16 protein-coding genes and 1 tRNA gene are annotated in these 17,003 nt (G+C 67.6%); 9 read left to right on the top strand and 8 right to left on the bottom strand.

The window, feature by feature from the left end; all coding sequences use genetic code 11:
* Positions 1-1,469 (bottom strand): 2Fe-2S iron-sulfur cluster-binding protein (locus tag MK181_09850; protein ID MCH2420103.1); only part of this gene is annotated, 1,469 nt, incomplete at its 3' end.
* A gap of 86 nt (positions 1,470-1,555) precedes the next feature.
* Here MK181_09850 and MK181_09845 point away from each other — a divergent pair.
* Positions 1,556-2,482 (top strand): hypothetical protein, encoded by a 927-nt coding sequence (locus MK181_09845; GenBank protein ID MCH2420102.1) that lies wholly within the window; start codon positions 1,556-1,558, stop codon positions 2,480-2,482.
* Positions 2,483-2,562: 80 nt separating this feature from the next.
* Here MK181_09845 and erpA read toward each other — a convergent pair whose 3' ends face one another.
* Positions 2,563-2,883 carry an iron-sulfur cluster insertion protein ErpA gene (gene erpA, locus MK181_09840; GenBank protein MCH2420101.1) on the bottom strand — a complete coding sequence of 107 codons (321 nt, stop codon included), beginning with the start codon at positions 2,881-2,883 and terminating at the stop codon, positions 2,563-2,565.
* Positions 2,884-2,976: 93 nt separating this feature from the next.
* Between erpA and MK181_09835 the strand changes: the two genes are divergently transcribed.
* On the top strand, positions 2,977-4,149 hold the full coding sequence (locus MK181_09835) for an Mrp/NBP35 family ATP-binding protein (GenBank protein MCH2420100.1): 1,173 nt from the start codon (positions 2,977-2,979) through the stop codon (positions 4,147-4,149).
* Here the strand turns inward: MK181_09835 and MK181_09830 are convergent.
* On the bottom strand, positions 4,146-4,652 hold the full coding sequence (locus MK181_09830) for an FxsA family protein (GenBank protein ID MCH2420099.1): 507 nt from the start codon (positions 4,650-4,652) through the stop codon (positions 4,146-4,148). The genes MK181_09835 and MK181_09830 overlap by 4 nt on opposite strands.
* A gap of 98 nt (positions 4,653-4,750) precedes the next feature.
* Here MK181_09830 and selA point away from each other — a divergent pair, with 98 nt between their 5' ends.
* Complete coding sequence (selA, locus tag MK181_09825) at positions 4,751-6,085, top strand: L-seryl-tRNA(Sec) selenium transferase (protein ID MCH2420098.1); 1,335 nt, start codon at positions 4,751-4,753, stop codon at positions 6,083-6,085.
* Positions 6,086-6,089: 4 nt separating this feature from the next.
* Complete coding sequence (gene selB, locus MK181_09820; GenBank protein MCH2420097.1) at positions 6,090-7,808, top strand: selenocysteine-specific translation elongation factor; 1,719 nt, start codon at positions 6,090-6,092, stop codon at positions 7,806-7,808.
* A 27-nt stretch (positions 7,809-7,835) separates the two neighbouring features.
* On the opposite strand, the gene MK181_09815 is transcribed toward selB, so the two are convergent.
* The 3 genes from MK181_09815 to MK181_09805 form a co-directional block, all read right to left on the bottom strand.
* Positions 7,836-8,090: a WhiB family transcriptional regulator gene (locus tag MK181_09815; GenBank protein ID MCH2420096.1), complete on the bottom strand. Its 255-nt coding sequence runs from the start codon at positions 8,088-8,090 to the stop codon at positions 7,836-7,838.
* A 122-nt stretch (positions 8,091-8,212) separates the two neighbouring features.
* Positions 8,213-9,523, bottom strand: coding sequence for a hypothetical protein (locus tag MK181_09810; protein MCH2420095.1), 1,311 nt, complete (start codon positions 9,521-9,523; stop codon positions 8,213-8,215).
* Between the two features lie 73 nt (positions 9,524-9,596).
* Complete coding sequence (locus tag MK181_09805; GenBank protein MCH2420094.1) at positions 9,597-9,941, bottom strand: STAS domain-containing protein; 345 nt, start codon at positions 9,939-9,941, stop codon at positions 9,597-9,599.
* A 151-nt stretch (positions 9,942-10,092) separates the two neighbouring features.
* Here MK181_09805 and MK181_09800 point away from each other — a divergent pair, with 151 nt between their 5' ends.
* Positions 10,093-10,464, top strand: coding sequence for a response regulator (locus MK181_09800; protein MCH2420093.1), 372 nt, complete (start codon positions 10,093-10,095; stop codon positions 10,462-10,464).
* A 59-nt stretch (positions 10,465-10,523) separates the two neighbouring features.
* Positions 10,524-10,600: transfer RNA gene (locus tag MK181_09795), tRNA-Pro, on the top strand.
* Positions 10,601-10,645: 45 nt separating this feature from the next.
* Here the strand turns inward: MK181_09795 and MK181_09790 are convergent.
* On the bottom strand, positions 10,646-12,229 hold the full coding sequence (locus tag MK181_09790; protein ID MCH2420092.1) for an acyltransferase family protein: 1,584 nt from the start codon (positions 12,227-12,229) through the stop codon (positions 10,646-10,648).
* 10 nt (positions 12,230-12,239) lie between these two features.
* Positions 12,240-12,962, bottom strand: coding sequence for a type 1 glutamine amidotransferase (locus tag MK181_09785; GenBank protein ID MCH2420091.1), 723 nt, complete (start codon positions 12,960-12,962; stop codon positions 12,240-12,242).
* Positions 12,963-13,113: 151 nt separating this feature from the next.
* On the opposite strand from MK181_09785, the gene MK181_09780 reads away from it, so the two are divergent.
* The 3 genes from MK181_09780 to MK181_09770 all read left to right on the top strand — a co-directional run.
* A complete protein-coding gene (locus MK181_09780) occupies positions 13,114-14,307 on the top strand; it encodes a reductive dehalogenase (GenBank protein MCH2420090.1) in 1,194 nt (397 codons plus the stop codon).
* A 372-nt stretch (positions 14,308-14,679) separates the two neighbouring features.
* On the top strand, positions 14,680-16,443 hold the full coding sequence (locus MK181_09775; GenBank protein MCH2420089.1) for an NAD(P)/FAD-dependent oxidoreductase: 1,764 nt from the start codon (positions 14,680-14,682) through the stop codon (positions 16,441-16,443).
* Between the two features lie 300 nt (positions 16,444-16,743).
* A partial coding sequence (locus tag MK181_09770) for a hypothetical protein (protein MCH2420088.1) occupies positions 16,744-17,003 on the top strand: 260 nt, incomplete at its 3' end.

The following is a 17,003-nucleotide window of genomic DNA, read 5'->3' as shown; positions in this document are numbered from 1 at the left end:
AAACCGTCGTCAGCCAACACCTCGACGGTGATCGTCGGAGTCTCGGTAGCCCGGACGATGCCGAAGGACCGCACAGTCAGGTCATGAACGACGCCATCGTCGTCGACCGACAGGCCCTCCGAGGTGATCCAACTCCACGCCATGTGGGCCGCACCGATGCAGTACGACCGCAGCACCACTTCGTCCAGCGGTTCACCGCAACGGACAGTCACCCGGATGGCGTCGTGGTCGACGACAGCTGTCGCCTCGGCACCCTCGGGGGACACCACGGGCTGGCCAGGCGCCATAGCCCCGGAGCCGGTGAGCAACACAACGGCCTCGGCCCACCCGGCGGCTCGGAGATTGGCCGACGTGGGCGGGCCGGGAACGTCAACCTCCTCGACCTTTAGGCCCGGGGCAACGGCAGCGACCGCCTCGGCGATTCCGGGGGTGCGGACCACTCGGAGCCGACCCGTTCCGTCGGCCCGAGCGCCGCCGGCCACTGGTGGACGCTTGGCGCCAGTCAGCACGGAATCCTCCCGAGACACCAGGACCACCACCGGACACCCGTGCTCATTAGCCAGAGAGCGGGCCGCCGCGGGCGCCTCGGAACCGAGCTTGGCTCCGAATGCGCCGCCGTTGGCCAACGGACTGGCGGGTTCGCCTCCGGGTACGCACCACGAGGCGTCGGTCTCCAGGTAGGCCGGCTCGACCCAGGAGGTGTGGATCTCTGCGTCCCAGTCGCCGTCCGGGACGTCAAGTGGCGGGATCGCCGCGGCCGGAGTACGCCGGCCCGGAACCTTTCCAGCCACCTGCCGTGCCGCGGCCGGGGTGTCGCCCATCGCCCATCCACCACGACCGTCCGGAACCGCCACCAGCGATCCCTCGGGAACCGTGTCGGCAGCAAATCCGCCCCGACCTAGGACCACCTCGGGGCCCACGGCCTGGGAGGTCCGACCCTCAAGGGTGGCTCGACGGGTGGCCGGACCGCGGTCGGAATCGACCGGAGGCGCCGAACCGTAGGCCTCCCACGCCTCGAGGACCGTCTGCCAGCCGGTGCACCGGCAGAGGTGAGCGTGCAGGGCCCGGGCCGCCCGGTCTCGGTCAGGGATCCCGGCGCAGTCCGCCCCGGCTCGCAACCCGGCGAAGCGGACCACGATGCCCGGGGTGCAGAACCCACATTGGCTCCCTCCGGTGGCACAGAACGCCTCGGCCCACGCTGTGCGGACCTCAGGGTCCAGACCGTCGAGGGTGGTGACCGTCCGTCCACTGACTCGGCGGGCCGGGGTTACGCACGAGACTCGGGCCTGACCGTCGACCAGCACCGTGCAGCAACCACACTGGCCCTGAGGGCTGCACCCGTCTTTGACCGACCGGATGCCGATCCGGTCCCGTAGGACGTCGAGCAGCATCCCACCGTCGTCGGGGACCTCAACGCCGACACCGTCGACGGTTAGGTGCAGCACGTCAGTCGGCCCGGGAGTCTCCATACCCGCAGTGTGCCCCGTGGGCCGTCACTGAACTGACCTCCGTGCACCTTCCGACCGAGTCGGGCCGGTCGCTAGCCTCCGCTACCGTGCCTCCCGTCCTTCACCCCGGTTCACTGGTCAGCCGGCGGCGGGTCCTAGCTGGGATCGGTGCTGGCCTCGCCCTGGCGGCGTGTGGTGGATCGGGTGGTACGTCGGCTCCTGCTCCTACGACCAGCGTTGGGGGCTTCTCGCTGGGAGCCCGATTCGCCGACGGCTACGCGGCCCCCAGCGTGCTGGCCGCCGGCTTACCGCAGCGGGCGCCCTACGTGCTCCTGGACGCCGATGGCTGGCCCGTGCCCGCCGACGGGCCGGACTCCTTGGAGTTGGTTGTCCGGCGTGCTGGGTCGGACGGTGCCGTAGTGGCTACCGCTCGCGTAGCCAAGCACGGGTACGTGGACGACCACGGACACCACCACGCCACCGCCTACTACCCCCTGGTCTTCACCCCACCGGAGCCCGGCGACTACCGCGTTGACGGCGTCGGCCTGAAGGCCGGACACGACCTCCGGGTGGTCGACCCGGACACTCTGGACCTCGTCCAGGTCGGCGATCCTCTACCGGCGGTCGAAACCCCGACCGGGGCCGACCACCGGGGTGTGGAACCAATCTGCACCCAGCCCGCAGGTACGTGTCCCTTCCACCAGGTGACCGTCACCGAAGCGCTTGGACGGCCCGGCCCAACAGCGCTTCTCGTCTCGACGCCCCGCTTCTGCCAGCAGGACGTCTGCGGTCCCACCATCGACCTGCTCGCCGCTGCACTGGAGGGGCGTCCCGGAAACTGGGACGCCATCCACGCCGAGGTCTACATGGCTCCCGACGACGCCGACTTCTCAACCACCCCAGTGGTGGCGTCTCTCGGGTTGACCTTCGAGCCGACCCTCGTGGTGGCCGACGCCGACGGCACCATCACCGCAGCGGTCCACTTCACCATGGACGCCACCGAGGTGGCCGCCGCCCTGGACACCGCCGGCTGATCACACCTGGCGGTCCAAAACCACGAAGGCCGGCGCCTCAGCGCCGGCTCCCGCGTCCGCCCCTTGGGGCGACTGTCAGGTCAGCTGAAGGACTGGCCGCAGCCGCAAGTCCGCTGGGCGTTCGGGTTATTGATCGAGAACCCGGCCTCATTCAACCCGTCCTTGTAATCCAGGGTGGCGCCCTCCAGCAACTGAGCACTGGACGGGTCGACTACGACCCGGATGTCGCCAAACGCCTGCTCAAGGTCGTCGTCGGCCCGGTCGGTGTCGAAGTACATCTCGTAACTAAACCCGGAGCAGCCGCCGGGACGAACAGCGACCCGCAGGGCCAGGCCCTCTTCGGATTCGCTAGAGATCAACTCGCCAACCTTGGTGGTCGCGTCGTCGGTCAACGTGAGCATCGGGTCCTCCAGACGAAGCCGGTGGTCGTCGGTCTTAACAGTGTACTGGCCGTCGCCCCACGGTCCCAGCCCTGGACGCCGTACGATGGGGGAATGATTGAACCGGCGCCACCGGTTGAGGAGGACGTATTCGGCGTGCTCCGCGGGGTGATCGACCCCGAGTTGGGGAGCAACATCGTCGAGTTGGGCATGGCCCGGGCTGTGCGTGTCGACCCCGATGGCCTGGTGGACGTGACCATCGCCCTCACCACCTCGGGGTGCCCCCTCCGGGCCCAGATCCAACGCGACGTCCGGGAACGGGTCGGCGGATTGCCCGGGGTGACCAAGGTCCACCTCACGTGGGACGAGCTCACCCCGGAGGAGAAGGCCACGGCCATGTCCCGGGCCCGATTCAACGTCAGCCAGAACGCCCCGGAGACCGAAATCCCCGTCTCCACCAGGGTGGTCATGGTGGCCTCCGGGAAGGGTGGCGTTGGGAAGTCGTCGGTGACTGTGAACCTGGCCGCCGGGCTGGCCACCCGCGGTTTCACCGTGGGGGTGATGGACGCCGACATCTGGGGCTTCTCAGTCCCGCGGATGCTGGGCATCGAGGGACGCCTCGGGGGATCTCCCGAGGTGGGCAAGATCGACCCCATCCAGGTCCCGATGGGTGACGGGATGCTCAAGGTGGTTTCCATGGGCTTCCTAGTCGAGAACGAAGAGTCGGCTCTCATGTGGCGGGGCCTGATCCTGAACCGGGCCGTCCAGCACTTCTGCGAGGACGTGGCCTGGGGACCCATGGACTATTTGCTGATCGACATGCCGCCCGGTACCGGCGACGTTCAGATGGGGTTGGCCAAGATGCTGCCCCAGGCCGAGATGCTGGTCGTTACCACGCCGGCGCTAGCCGCCCAGAAGGTGGCCGTCAGGGTGGCCAACATGGGCCGGGCCAACTACCTGCGGATCGTCGGCGTGGTCGAGAACATGAGCGCCTATGTGTCTGACGACGGCCAGCGCCACGAGCTGTTCGGCGCCGGTGGCGGCGACGCCCTGGCCGCTGACATCGGGGCGCCCCTGCTGGGCAGTATTCCGCTGGACGGAGCGGTGGCCGACGGGGGCGACACCGGTCGACCGGTCGCCTTGGGCGACGGCCCAGCGGCCGAGGCCTACCAGGCGATGGTCGAGGTGCTGGTCACCGAGGCAGTACCGCCGATTGACATGGCGGGTTGCACGGCTCGCCTGCTGGCCGCTGCCGAAGACGCTCTCGACGCGGCCGACGCCCTCTAGTCGCCGTTCGGCGGGAGGCGCCGGTGGCCGTCGGCCCCGTCCTCCCACGAGTCGGCATCCAGGATCGGTCCGCCTGACGGGCCCGTGGTGAACCCCCCTCTCTCGGAGCGCATACCGAACGTCCACCGTGTGCGTCCGGCATCCACCGAGCGGGACAGGCGACGGGTGGCGACCAAGCGGAGGATGGCCCGGACCGGTGGAAGGAGGAGGGCCAGTCCCACGGCGTCGGTCACGAAGCCCGGTGTGAGCATCAGGGCTCCGGCCAGCAGCACCAGCAGGCCGTCGACTAGTTCCCGGCCCGGCATCCGGCCTTTGGCAAGCTCGGCTTGGGCCCGGCGTAGGATCCCGAGACCCTCGCGGCGGACCAGCCACGCTCCAACCAGGCTGACCAGTATGAGCAGGCCGATGGTGTTCATGACCCCGGTGGAGCCGGCGACCTGAACAATGACCGTCAGTTCGACGATCGGGGTGACCACGAAGATCAGGAAAAGGACTAGGAGCACGGTCGCATGCTAAGGCCGTTCACGGTTCGGTCGTCCCCGGCCCGTCGACGGCGTTGGCCTCGGGGCATGCCGATTCCTCCGCCTATCCTCGCGACCGCATGACCGCTCCCGACGACCCCGTACCGGGTTCTCCGTCCGACCGACCTCCTAGCGTCGACCGCCTGGCCCGCTCGCTGGCCGACAGCGGCCTTCCCCACCCCCTGCTGGTCGATGCGGCACGGGCCGCGGTGGCCGAAGGCGACCCGGCCGGGGCCGCCGACCGGGCCCGGGACCTGGTGGACGAGACCCGCCGGGCCCTTTTAACCGAGGTGGTCAACGCCACCGGGGTGCTGCTTCACACCAACCTTGGTCGGGCGCCATGGGGAACCACGGTGGGTGATGGCCGGTACGCCACCCTGGAGTTCGATCTGGAAACCGGTACCCGGGGTTCCCGGCAGGAACGGGCCCCGGCCCTGCTGGCTCGGGCCTGTGGCGCCGAGGCAGCCATGGTGGTCAACAACTGCGCCTCAGCCGTCCTACTGGTCCTGGCTGCTCTGGCCGACGGGCGAGAGGTTGCTGTGTCACGCGGCGAGTTGGTGGAGATCGGGGGCGGCTTCCGGATCCCGGAGGTCCTAAGCCAGTCCGGTGCCCGCCTGGTCGAGGTGGGGACCACCAACCGGACCCGGATCGAGGACTTCGCCGACGCCGTGGCGACACCTGGGTCCGACATCGCCGCAGTCCTATCGGTCCACCGATCCAACTACCGCATTGAGGGCTTCACCGAGTCGACCCCGGTAGCCGACCTGGCCGAACTCGGGGTACCGGTGGTGGCCGACATCGGGTCGGGTCTCCTAGATGCCGCCTGTCCGTGGCTGGCCGACGGGCCCCCGGCCTGGCTCCAGGACGAGCCAGCGGCCCGCCAGACTCTGGCCTCCGGCGCAGCGCTGGTTACCTTCTCGGGCGACAAGCTGCTGGGTGGACCCCAGGCCGGAGTCATCGCCGGTCAGGCCAACCTGGTGGCGGCGTGCGCCGCCCATCCACTGGCCCGGGCGCTACGCCCGGGCAGCCTCGTGCTGCGATCCCTCCAGGACCTGGCCCTGGCCTACCTGGCGCGGGACGGACAGGCCATCCCGTTCTGGCGCATGGCCACCGTTCCGGTCGCCGCCCTGCGTACCCGGGCCGAGAGGATCTCGCCCGACTTGGCTAGCGACACAGTGGCCGTGCCCGGTGGCGGGACCCTGCCCGGTGTCGAAATCCCGTCGGCCGGGCTGGCCCTGGCCGGAGACCGGGTGGCAGAGCTACGGGATCGACCACTGCCGGTGATCGCCCGGGTGGTCGACAACGCCACCGTGCTGGACCTGCGGACCGTCCACCCCGACGACGACGGGCTGGTCGCCGCGGCGATCGCCGACCTGGATCCGCCTGCCGAACCGGCTGCCCCGCCGGGCCCCTGATCCGGTGCACGTCGTCGCCACGGCCGGCCACGTCGACCACGGCAAGTCGACCCTGGTCGAGGCACTGACCGGTACCGATCCCGATCGGTTCGCCGAGGAGAAAGCGCGGGGCCTGACCATCGACCTGGGCTTCGCCACCACGACGCTGCCGTCGGGTGCTGCCCTCTCACTGGTCGATGTGCCGGGCCATGTCCGATTCATCAAAAACATGCTGGCCGGGGTGGGGGCAGTCGACGCCTGCCTGTTCGTGGTGGCGGCCACCGAGGGTTGGAAGCCCCAGTCCGAGGAGCACCTCCGTATCCTGGAACTGCTCGGCGTGAGACACGGCGTGGTGGCGCTGACCAAAGTCGGTCCGGCTGACGATGACCTGGTTGATCTGGCCCATCTAGAGGTCGAGGAACGGGTAGCGGGCACTTTCCTGGAAGGCGCACCGGTGGTCAACACCGACGCCCCGACCGGGGTGGGGTTGGACAACCTACGGGCCGCCCTGGACGACCTGCTGGCCGCCACTCCGACGGCCGTCGACCACGGCCGTCCCCGCCTGTGGATCGACCGGGCGTTCTCGGCCCGGGGAGCCGGGACGGTGGTAACCGGCACCCTCACCGGCGGTCGGTTGCACACCGACGACGAGCTGGCTGTTCACCCGGCCGGGAGCCCGGTGCGGGTCCGTTCCCTGCAGAACCACCATGCCGAACGCGACGAGCTACCCCCGGGCAGCCGGTGCGCGGTCAACCTGGTTGGGGTAGCCCACGACGAAGTGGTCCGGGGCCACGTTCTCGTCCGGTCCGACCAGTGGCACCACACCACGGTGGTTGATGCCTCCCTCCGAGTCTTGGACCGGCTGGACCACCCGGTGTCCCGTCGGGGAGCCCACGTGGTCTACCTGGGTTCCGGGGAGCATCCGGTTCGGATGCGGATCCTGGGCCCCGATGCCCTGGACCCGGGGACCGAGGGGGCGGTCCGTATACACCTGCCCGAGCCGCTTCCACTCCTACCTGGCGACCGTTTCGTGCTCCGGGAGTCCGGACGAGCCGAAACGGTGGGCGGAGGCGAGGTACTGGACGTGGATCCCACGGAGCGGGCGTCGCGGGCCCGCCCCGATCGGAGCGTGGACCGCGTCGTTCGGGAACGAGGCTGGGTGCCTGTCGACGAGTTGGAGCGCCTGACCGGGGAACGTCGCGAACCTGACCTGGACCGGTGGGTCGTCGACCCGGTGGTTCTTCACCGGACCCTGGAGGACCTTCGGAACGCGCTCGCCGACGCGGGACCGCGCGGCCTGGACCTGGTCGGCCTCGGAGAGTTGGCCCGGGCCGCGGTCGTGCTGCTCGATGACGCCGAGGTGGAGGCCGGTCGCCTAGTCGCCGCCGGGGTGGACGACCCGCTGGCCGACCACCCGTTCGTAGCCGCTCTGGCCGCCTCCCCCTTCGTCCCCCCTTCGCCGGACGGCGTGGACCGGGGCGAGTTGCGGGAACTGGTCCGCCGAGGCGACGTGGTGGAGGTGGAGGGCATCTTCTTCGCATCCAGCGCCGTGGATGCTGCGGGCCGCCTGGCTGCCCGCCTGCTGGTCGACCACCCCGAGGGGTTCACCGTGTCGACCTTCCGGGAAGAGGCTGGCAACACCCGGAAGCACGCCATGCCGCTGCTGGCCCGCTTGGACGCAACGGGGATGACCCGACGCCGTGGTGACCTGCGAATCGCCGGCCCTCGCCTCCCTGAGGCCTAACCCGGTTTGCCGGTTTGCCGGTCGGGGTCAGCGGTCGATTAGGACCCTGCGCTCTGCCTCACTGGTGCCGCCCCAGATCCCGTGGGTCTCGCGACGGGCCACAGCGAACTCCAGGCACCGGCCGACCACGGCGCACTGGTTGCAGATGGCCTTGGCCTGGGCCTCCCGCCATCGCCGCTCGTCGCGCTGTTCGCCCGTGTCGGGTGGGTAGAACACCGCCGCCTGTGGGCCGCGGCAGGCCGCCCTGCCGTGCCAGTCTCGGAATGCGTCACCGTCGGACATCCGCATACCCCCTGGTTCGCCACCGTCGGCTCGTCCCTCGGGGCCTGTGGCGAACCTAGGACGTGAGTCGATGGACGGGCAAGGGGGGTTCGGGTGGCTCGTTACCGACTCTCCGGGCGGGGTTAGTTGTCCTGCGAGGTGTCGCCGCCCCGTTGCCGGTAGTCCCGGGCTGCACCCTCCAGGGGTTCGACCTCCAACCACAGGCCGTCGATGGCCACCACCCGGAGCTCGTCGCCCGGCTCCAGTGGGGTGGCCCGGTTGGTGGTGGCCCGCCAGACGGCGTCTCGTACCGACACCGTTCCGTTGGGTGAAAGGCGCTCCACGGCGTGTCCCGTCTCCCCGACCATCCACTCCCGGCCGATGGTCGGCGTAGAAAACCGGGTCCGGACCATGGCCGGCATGCCGCCCACCATTCCCATTCCGGTGCCGACCACTCCGACGCCGAAGGTGATCCACGAAAGTGACACCCCGTCAAAGAGGAACACCGAGCCGACGACGAGTGACACCGTCCCGATTACCGACCAGGTTCGGGGGACCCCGGCTTGAACATCGATGGCGTAGCCCAGGAAGGCCAGGACCACGAGGCCGACCGCCCACCCGCGGGCCGGTAGGACACCGAGGCCGTAGGTGGCCAGGAGGAATGACACGGCGCCGATCACCCCGGCGATCCCCACGCCAGCCGTGTACAGCTCGAAGACCAGCAGGCCAAGGCCGACCAGGAGCAGCAGGTAGGCGACAGCTGGGCTGGCCACCGTATGGAAGAACTGGTCGACCACGTTCAGTTGGTGGAACCGGGTCGGGGTGACGGGCTGGACTGAGGGGCCGTCCTTCTCGGCCACCGTGTGGACCTCGAAGCCGGGGACGCCGACCAGGTGCTCGAGGAGCACCGGGGCGGGGCGAGCCACGCCGAGGTCGATTGCCTCCTGGTAGCCCACGGTCCGGTCCCGGAGGTCACCAGTGGTGGGACCGAACGCCGGATCGTAGGAGCCTGCGGGAAGGAAGGACTCGCCGGTCGCGCCCAAGCGTGCTCCCGGAGCGATGCCCACGTCGTCGCCTAGAGCCACTAGTTGGGCTATGGGGCCGGTGGCCCGGGCCTTCGATGGACCGACCCAGAAGGAGACTGGGACCGGAGCCCCGACGATCAGGTCGGCAAGGACGAGTAGTTCGTCGACAGGGACCACGGACGCCGTGCTGTTGACCTGGAAGACAATGGCCATCGTCCGGTCCGGGTCCACGGACCGCAGCGTGTCGGCCATCATCCCGACCAGGACGGGGTCGAGGAAGCCGCTGGCCTCCACCACGTCGACCGCCGCCGGGTAGACCTCGTGCTGTTCGTCTCCATGAGCCGACGCCGCGGTGGCACCCAGCCCGCACAGCAGGGCAGCCAGTAGGGCGGCAGCCGTCAGTCGGCGAAGGGGGAACGGAAGGGCCATGGTTCAGGGGCCGCCCCGATGGCGGGGCAACCGGCGGGCCAGCCTACGGCGACCGACCGGTGACTCCGGTCGGTCAGCCGGCGTCCTCGCCGAGAGCCAGGACCGCCTCCTCGACCGTTTCGCGGACGGGAACGATGCGGTCAAAACCGGTGGTGTGGAGCAGTCGAGTCAGGGCAGGACGGTTACAGGCCACGGCCACGTCACCGTCGTTCTCCCGGGCCCGGCGAATCCCGCCGATCAAGGCGCCTAAGCCGGCCGAATCCATGAACGGCACGTCGGACAGGTCGACCAGCACGTAGGACTCGTCGGCCAGTTCGGTCAAAGCCTCACGGAACTGGGCCACCGTGTAGGCGTCGAGCTCTCCAGCCGGACGGCACAGCACGTAGTCGTCATGGCGTTCGACCGAGATCTCCAGCACGGGAACCTCCTCCGCTCGTCCGACGGTGGCCGCCGGATCCTGCTTGTCTGTCGTGCAATGTAGACGCGCTCGACGACCGCCGGTCGACGCCCTGGCCGGTAGCCGCCTTCCGGACGGCTACCGGCCTGGGGCCGACAGTACGCTCCACAGGGTGAGTGACTCCACTGTGCTGCTGGCCACCGACGCCGACCACATCCACGACGAGGTGGATGCGGCGCTGGGCGGCGACCATACGGTGGTCCGGGTACATGCCGGGGCCGAGGTCCTGGCCGCCGTCGACGAGCACGGACCGGACCTGGTGGTCCTGGACCTCCAGATCGGGAACATGGGGGGAATGGCCACCTGTCTGGATCTCCGCCTCGAGGAACGGGCCGAGCGGATCCCACCGCAACGGGTGGTCATGCTGCTGGACCGGGAGGCCGACGTCTTCCTGGCCCGTCGGGCCGAGGCCGATGCCTGGGTGGTCAAGCCGGTGGACCCGTTGGCCCTCCGCCGGACAGCACAAGACGCCCTGGCTGGCTGACCGGACGCCGTCCGGGCCGAACGGATGGAACAGGCCGCCGGTACCCTTCTGGCCTCATACGGGTAGTGGCGCAGCTTGGTAGCGCGCCTCGTTCGGGACGAGGAGGTCGTGGGTTCAAATCCCGCCTACCCGACCAAGGGGTCGCTGCAGGTTTCAACCACCCCTAGTGGTCGTCTCCCAGTTACGACGACTCGAGTGGAAAGTGACCCAGCGAAGGGTTCCCACGAGGTTCCGGGCGTGTCCTGACGCCGTTCAAAAGGGTGCCGACCGGGGTGTAGCGCACGAGGTAGCGGTAGGTCACCAAGAGCAGGCCGCTCACCGTCCAGCAGATCACCAGGAACTTCAGAATCCGGGGGATGTCCCAGCCGCGCATCCAGTCCTGGGCGAGGATCACAAGTGGCAGGTGGACGAGATACATCCAGTAGGAGGCGTCGGACAGGTAGCGCACCCAGTAGCGCTCTCCGGAGAGAAGCCGGCGGAACAGCCCCATCAGGCCGAATGTCATGCCCCACGTGTAGAGCACCTGCAGGGACGCCGCCGCCGCCCAGTCGCCGCCCTCGAAGGTCGCTCCTGCAGCGAGCGGGAAGACCAGCACCACCGAAACGGGGAGGACGACCTTCCAGTGGCGTCCGAGCCGGTCGATGAGCGGTTCGCCGTCGTCGGTCCGGGCGTCGAAAGCCGCGGCGCCGTATCCGAAAAACACGGCGTAGTAGAGGAGAACGTGGGCGGCGGGGAGCAGACCGGTTGAGGTGTCGGGCCCGAAGGCTCGGAAGTCGCCGCCGTCGCCCATCTTCAACTGGAAGAACAGCGTCAACGGGAAGGCAGCCCAGAGCAGGCGTCGACGTACGGCAACCGAAGTGACTGTGTGTCCCAGTCGGACCACGAGGGGCGCCGCCAGGGCGAACCCTGCGACCAGCCAGCACAGGAACCACAGGAACCACAGGTGGTGGAACTGGTCGATCCACGAGTCGAGGCCGATCTCGTCGTCGGCTGCCGGCGGGTCGAGCACAGCCTGGGCGAACTCGGCGCCGTCGCCGAACCAGTCGATGTCCTGCCACTGTTGGCTGCCGACCCGGATATCGGGAGCACCGCCCGCCACGAGCACGTCGGCGACAGCCGGGCTGCCCACCCAGACGGCGACTTCAAGAGGCGTTGACCCGGAGATGTTTGTCAGGCGGTAATCGGCTCCGGCGTCCAGCAGGGCTTGTGTCACGTCGGGCAGGTCCATGAAGGCTGCCAGGTGCAGCGGCGTGGCCTTGTCGTCGCCGCGAACGTCCACGTCGGCGCCGTTGGCGACCGCCACCGGAACTGCGTCAGCGTGGCCCAACAGGATCGGGAACCAGATGTCACCCTTCTCGGCTGCGCCTATTGCCCAGTTTTCGCTGCCCGCCTCCATACCGCGTTCAGATACCCAATCGACGGCCGGCACGATCGTGACCAGGCCGAGGGCAAGCGGTAGGACGATCCTGCGTACCCGGTGGGAAACGAGCGCCGCTATCCCGCGGCGCCGCCACAGCATCGCTGTGAAGAATCCGCTGAGCAGGAAGAACAGCGGCATCCGGAAGCCGTGGACGGCGATCAGGAACTCGTCGAACGGACCGCCGATACTGGCGTTCTTGTCCTGTACGGGCCAGAACGAAGGAAAAAAGGCCAGTGAAGCGTGCAGGCCGATGCCGAGCAGCATGGCGAAGCCGCGGAGGGCGTCAAGATCGTGCCACCGGCGTGTCGGCGAGACGTCCGACGGGGTCACTGCTTGATCAGACATCAGAGGTCGTTTACGACGCCTGCCGGGCGGCTTCCATGAAGTTGTCGTAGAGGCACTCGGCGTTGGTCACAAAATCGTTCATGTGCTGGTCGGCAGCCGCTATTAGGCCGACCAACGCTGTCGGGCCGAGCGTCGATTCCAACGCTGTCCGGTATGCGGGCACATCTCCCCAGTTGGTCACCGTGTCCGGTTCGACCTCAACGTGGTACTGCATCGACCAGGCGTGGCGTCCGACGCGCATTGCCTGGATTGGGCACACGTCGGACGCGGCCAACACGACAGCGCCATCAGGGGGCTCTAGGACCTGCACCGAGTGCCACTGGAGGGCCCGTTGGACTGTTGGCATGCCGTTAAAGATCGGGTCGTTGAGCCCGTCCGGGGTTAGGGCCACCTCTAGGACCCCGATCTCGGGAGGTTGCTGGTGGCCGCACGTGCCGCCGAGCGCGTCGGCCAGTAACTGGTGGCCGAGACAGAGCCCGAGGAAGGGGCGGCCTAGGTCAACTACCCAGGTTCGGATCGCCTCTTTTTCGTCAAGCAACCACGGGTGTTCTTCGACGTCCCACACGTCCATCGGGCCACCCATAACCCACATGGCGTCGAACCCTTCAAGCGGTGGGATTGGCTCGCCTTCATCGAGTTCGACGGCGGTCCAGTCGATGCCGTCACGTGCGAGGAAGTGCCGGAGCTGTGCCGGATGCTCGCATTCGATGTGTTGCAGTACGAGTAGACGCAAGTCAGGCCCTCTCCGGTGCCGACGATAATTGGGTTGCCCACTCCGATCGGCCCTACCAATTGGAATAGGGGTAATTTCTGCTTGAGGGTTCCAATTCTTGTTGGTGCCTGAAGGCGGATTGTCCGCCTCGGCCAAAGACGGGCAGACGCTAATGGCAGAAGAACTGAGCGAGGTTGTCGTCGATCTTCCGTCCGGGCCCTCCTGGGAGGTGCTCCCCGACTTTGAACGGTTCAGCCAGGTAGACGATGTGTTCAACCGGGCGTTCTGGGATCCGGAGATCGCTACTGATGCCGCCCGCGAGTTCTTCCGTTCCCACCGCGAGCCTCTTCGACAGTGGCGCAAGGCTTCCGGGTTTGGACAGCGTGATTACGCCATTCGTAACGCTGCTTGGCATGTGGCTGACGTGTTCGCAGAAATGCATGACGCGGAAGATTTACGCGACGGGTTTCTAAGTCCGCTCAGCCAACTCCGCGACGGTCCAAGCGAACACTTCGACATGGGATCCCCCGCTGACGCTGCGACGACCGTCAAGCAGGTCGCCAAATTGTTTGGAGCTGACCTCGTCGGGATCTGCGCCCATGACGAACGTTGGGTCTACAGCCAACGCTATGCACGACATGCCGGCGAGGGGCGACCGGTTGGGCTGCCTGCCGGGTTGACAAGCGTCGTTGTTGTCGGCCAGGCCATGGACCACGACCTTGTCGACACTGTGCCATCAGCACTGTCTGGGGCAGCCGTCGGTCTCGGCTACTCAAAGGACGCCCTGGTGCTTTTGGCTACTGCGCAGTGGCTTCGAAATCTCGGCTACCAGGCCGTACCTAGTCTCAACGACACTGCTCTGGCCATTCCACTAGCCATCCAGGCCGGGTTGGGTGAGTACGGCCGGCACGGACTGGTGATTACGCCCGAGTTTGGACCGCGGGTTCGGTTCGGGAAGATCTTCACCGACCTGCCGGTAGGGCACGACGTTCCGGTCGAGTTCGGAGTAAGCGAATTCTGTGAGGTCTGCAGGCGCTGCACCGATGCGTGCCCTCCTAAAGCAATCCCTGACGGGGCGCCTTCTCCGGTGAAGTTGAACCGTTCGGCAATCAAGGGTGTTCGCAAGTGGTCAGTTGACGGCGAGAAGTGCTTTTCGTACTGGACGCAGATTGTCACCGATTGCATGATCTGCATGCGGGTTTGCCCGTATAACAAGGACTTCACGAAACGCCGCCACCGGCTCGGGCGGCGCCTTGCCTCCACCGGGCTACGCAAGGTGATGCTCCGGTTAAATGACCGCCTCGGCTACGGCGAGAGGCTCAAACCGCGGAACTGGTGGGCTGGGGCCACGCGGCGACGCCTCTAGGGAGAGGCCATCGGACCTCACGTCCCGGCCCAGCCGGGAGGCAGCCAACCGGCTCTACGAACGCCTCGGGTTCGAAAAGCGGGAAACCAACGTGTACCGGCTGACCATTGACTGACCGCAAAGGACCGTTGGTCGCGGCTTAGGCGGCACCTTCCAACGTGGTCCATACTCGAACGCCAAACCTGACGATGACCGAACCCCTGACCGGGTGAGAGGCCCCGGCCGCAACCAGTCGAGTATTTTGAAAGACCGTTCACCGATGCGTTTGTTGACAGCACCACAGTTCCGTGGAGAAGGACCCCAACGCTGAGTACCACCAGCCGACAGGCTGAAACCGTCAGCCCCGCCGAGGGCCGCTTCGATCCCGACGCTATGCGGGACCGCTACCGCGTCGAACGGGACAAACGGCTGCGCGCCGACGGAAACGACCAGTACATAGAGGTCGTCGGAGAGTTCGCCCACTACACCGACGACCCGTACGTCGAATCTCCCATCGACCGGCCGCCGCTCACCGACGAGGTCGACGTGATCGTCGTCGGAGGCGGCTTCGGCGGCCTCCAGATGGGAGCCCGCCTCCGCGAAGCCGGCGTGGAAGACCTGCGGATCATCGAAAAAGGCGGCGATTTCGGCGGCACCTGGTACTGGAACCGGTACCCGGGAGCCCAGTGCGACATCGAGTCCTACATCTACCTGCCGCTCCTCGAAGAAGTCGGCTACATCCCCCAGGAGAAATACTCGTACGCCCGGGAGATCCTCGACTACAGCCGGCGTCTCGGCGAGCACTACCGGCTCTACGACGGGGTGATGTTCCAAACGGAAGTCACCGGCATGACCTGGGACGAAGACGCCGCCCGGTGGATCGTCGCCACCAACCGGGGCGACGCTCTGCGAGCCCGGTTCGTGGCCATGGCCAACGGGCCCCTCAACCGGCCGAAACTCCCCGGCATCCCCGGCATCAGCGACTTCCAAGGCCACGCGTTCCACACCAGCCGATGGGACTACGACTACACCGGCGGCGGGCCCGACGGGGACCTTGACCGGCTGGGCGACAAGCGGGTCGCGGTGATCGGCACCGGTGCCAGCGCCATCCAATGCGTGCCGTTTCTCGGCGAGACAGCCCAGCACCTCTACGTGTTCCAACGCACCCCCTCGTCGGTGGATGTGCGAGGCAACGAACCCACCGACTCCCAATGGGCCGCCGGTCTTCAACCCGGATGGCAGAAACAGCGAATGGAGAACTTCAACGGCCTCGTCTCCGGCGTTCCCCAAACCGAAGACCTGGTCGACGACGGGTGGACCGATCTGATCGGCATGATGATCCGCCGCTTCCGCGACGCCCAAGCCGACGGCAGCGCCGACATTGCCGAGATCCTCGAGATGGCCAACTTCGACAAGATGAACGAAATCCGATCCCGGGTCGACGGCCTCGTCGACTCCCCGGAAATCGCTGAGAAACTCAAGCCCTACTACCGGATGTTCTGCAAACGCCCCACGTTCAACGACGAGTACCTGCCGGCGTTCAACCGACCCAACGTGGAACTCGTCGACACCGCCGGGAAAGGCATCGACCGGATCACCGAACACGGCCTGGTGGTCGACGGAGTCGAATACGAAGTCGACTGCATCATCTTCGCCACCGGCTTCGAAGTGGGAACCTCCTACGCCCGCCGGGCCGGCTACGAAATCATCGGAAGCCGCGGCCAGACCCTGTCCGAAAAATGGGCCACCGGCATGTCGACACTGCACGGCGTGCAGAGCCGCGGGTTCCCGAACTGCTTCTTCATGCAAATCAGCCAAGCCGCGTTCACCGCGAACTTCCCGCACCTCCTCGACGAACTCTCCACCCACCTGGCCCACATCATCGGCCACGCCCTCCACCAGGGAGCGGTCACCGTCGAAGTTTCCGAACAAGGCGAAGAAGCATGGGTAGCCACCATCGTCGAGAAAGGCCTCGGCGCCATGGGAGCGCTCGGCGGCGCGGACTGCACCCCCGGCTACTACAACAACGAAGGGCAAGCCCGCGAACCAAGCGCCATCCAGGCCGCGCCCTACGGGGGCGGATCCATCGAGTTCTTCCAACTCCTCGAAGGGTGGCGGGCCGACGGGAACTTCGACGGGTTGGAGTTCACCAACTGACCCCCGGCGGAACATCCGCCGAAAAGCCCGGACCGCAGAACGAGAAACGCACCGACCAGCTCGGCACCGACCGCCACCCACCAACCGGGTGACTCCGGTCTGGTCTCCATAACATCAACGGGTGACCGCACGTTCTGACCCGGCCCCCGGCGCCACCCGGCGTCGGCTGCGCACCGCCGTAACAGCGGTGCTGGTCGTGTCGACGCTGGTGGGGGTGTCTGGTCGCCCGCCGGTGCGTGGTCGTCCGATGACGGTGCGGTCGCTGTCTTCAGCGGCACCGGACAGAACCTTGGCAAGTCGGTGGCGGTCGACTCGTCGGGCAACGTGTACACCGCCGGGTCCTTCTCCGGCACGGTCGACTTCGACCCGGGTGCGGGCACTGCCAACCTCTCCTCGAACGGCAGCGAGGACGTGTTCGTTTCGAAGTTGGACTCGTCGGGCAACTACGTGTGGGCCAAGAATTTCGGCGTCCCCGGCCCAGACTATGGAGGGTCGGCGGCGGAGGACGCGGCGGGAGCGTCGGACACGATCACGGAGGACCTCGCCGCCCAGGCCTCCGG

This window comes from Acidimicrobiales bacterium, assembly GCA_022452035.1.
Taxonomy (GTDB): domain Bacteria; phylum Actinomycetota; class Acidimicrobiia; order Acidimicrobiales; family MedAcidi-G1; genus UBA9410.
Note: the sequence above shows the minus strand (reverse complement) of the source record. Positions and strands in the feature narration are given on the sequence as shown.

Bases quoted from the DNA above. Each gene is read 5' to 3' on its own strand.
- MK181_09790 (MCH2420092.1), bottom strand. From the start codon at position 12,229: ATGTCTGATCAAGCAGTGACCCCGTCGGACGTCTCGCCGACACGCCGG.
- MK181_09835 (MCH2420100.1), top strand. From the start codon at position 2,977: ATGATTGAACCGGCGCCACCGGTTGAGGAGGACGTATTCGGCGTGCTC.
- MK181_09780 (MCH2420090.1), top strand. From the start codon at position 13,114: ATGGCAGAAGAACTGAGCGAGGTTGTCGTCGATCTTCCGTCCGGGCCC.
- erpA (MCH2420101.1), bottom strand. From the start codon at position 2,883: ATGCTCACGTTGACCGACGACGCGACCACCAAGGTTGGCGAGTTGATC.
- MK181_09810 (MCH2420095.1), bottom strand. From the start codon at position 9,523: ATGGCCCTTCCGTTCCCCCTTCGCCGACTGACGGCTGCCGCCCTACTG.
- selA (MCH2420098.1), top strand. From the start codon at position 4,751: ATGACCGCTCCCGACGACCCCGTACCGGGTTCTCCGTCCGACCGACCT.
- MK181_09815 (MCH2420096.1), bottom strand. From the start codon at position 8,090: ATGTCCGACGGTGACGCATTCCGAGACTGGCACGGCAGGGCGGCCTGC.
- MK181_09775 (MCH2420089.1), top strand. From the start codon at position 14,680: ATGCGGGACCGCTACCGCGTCGAACGGGACAAACGGCTGCGCGCCGAC.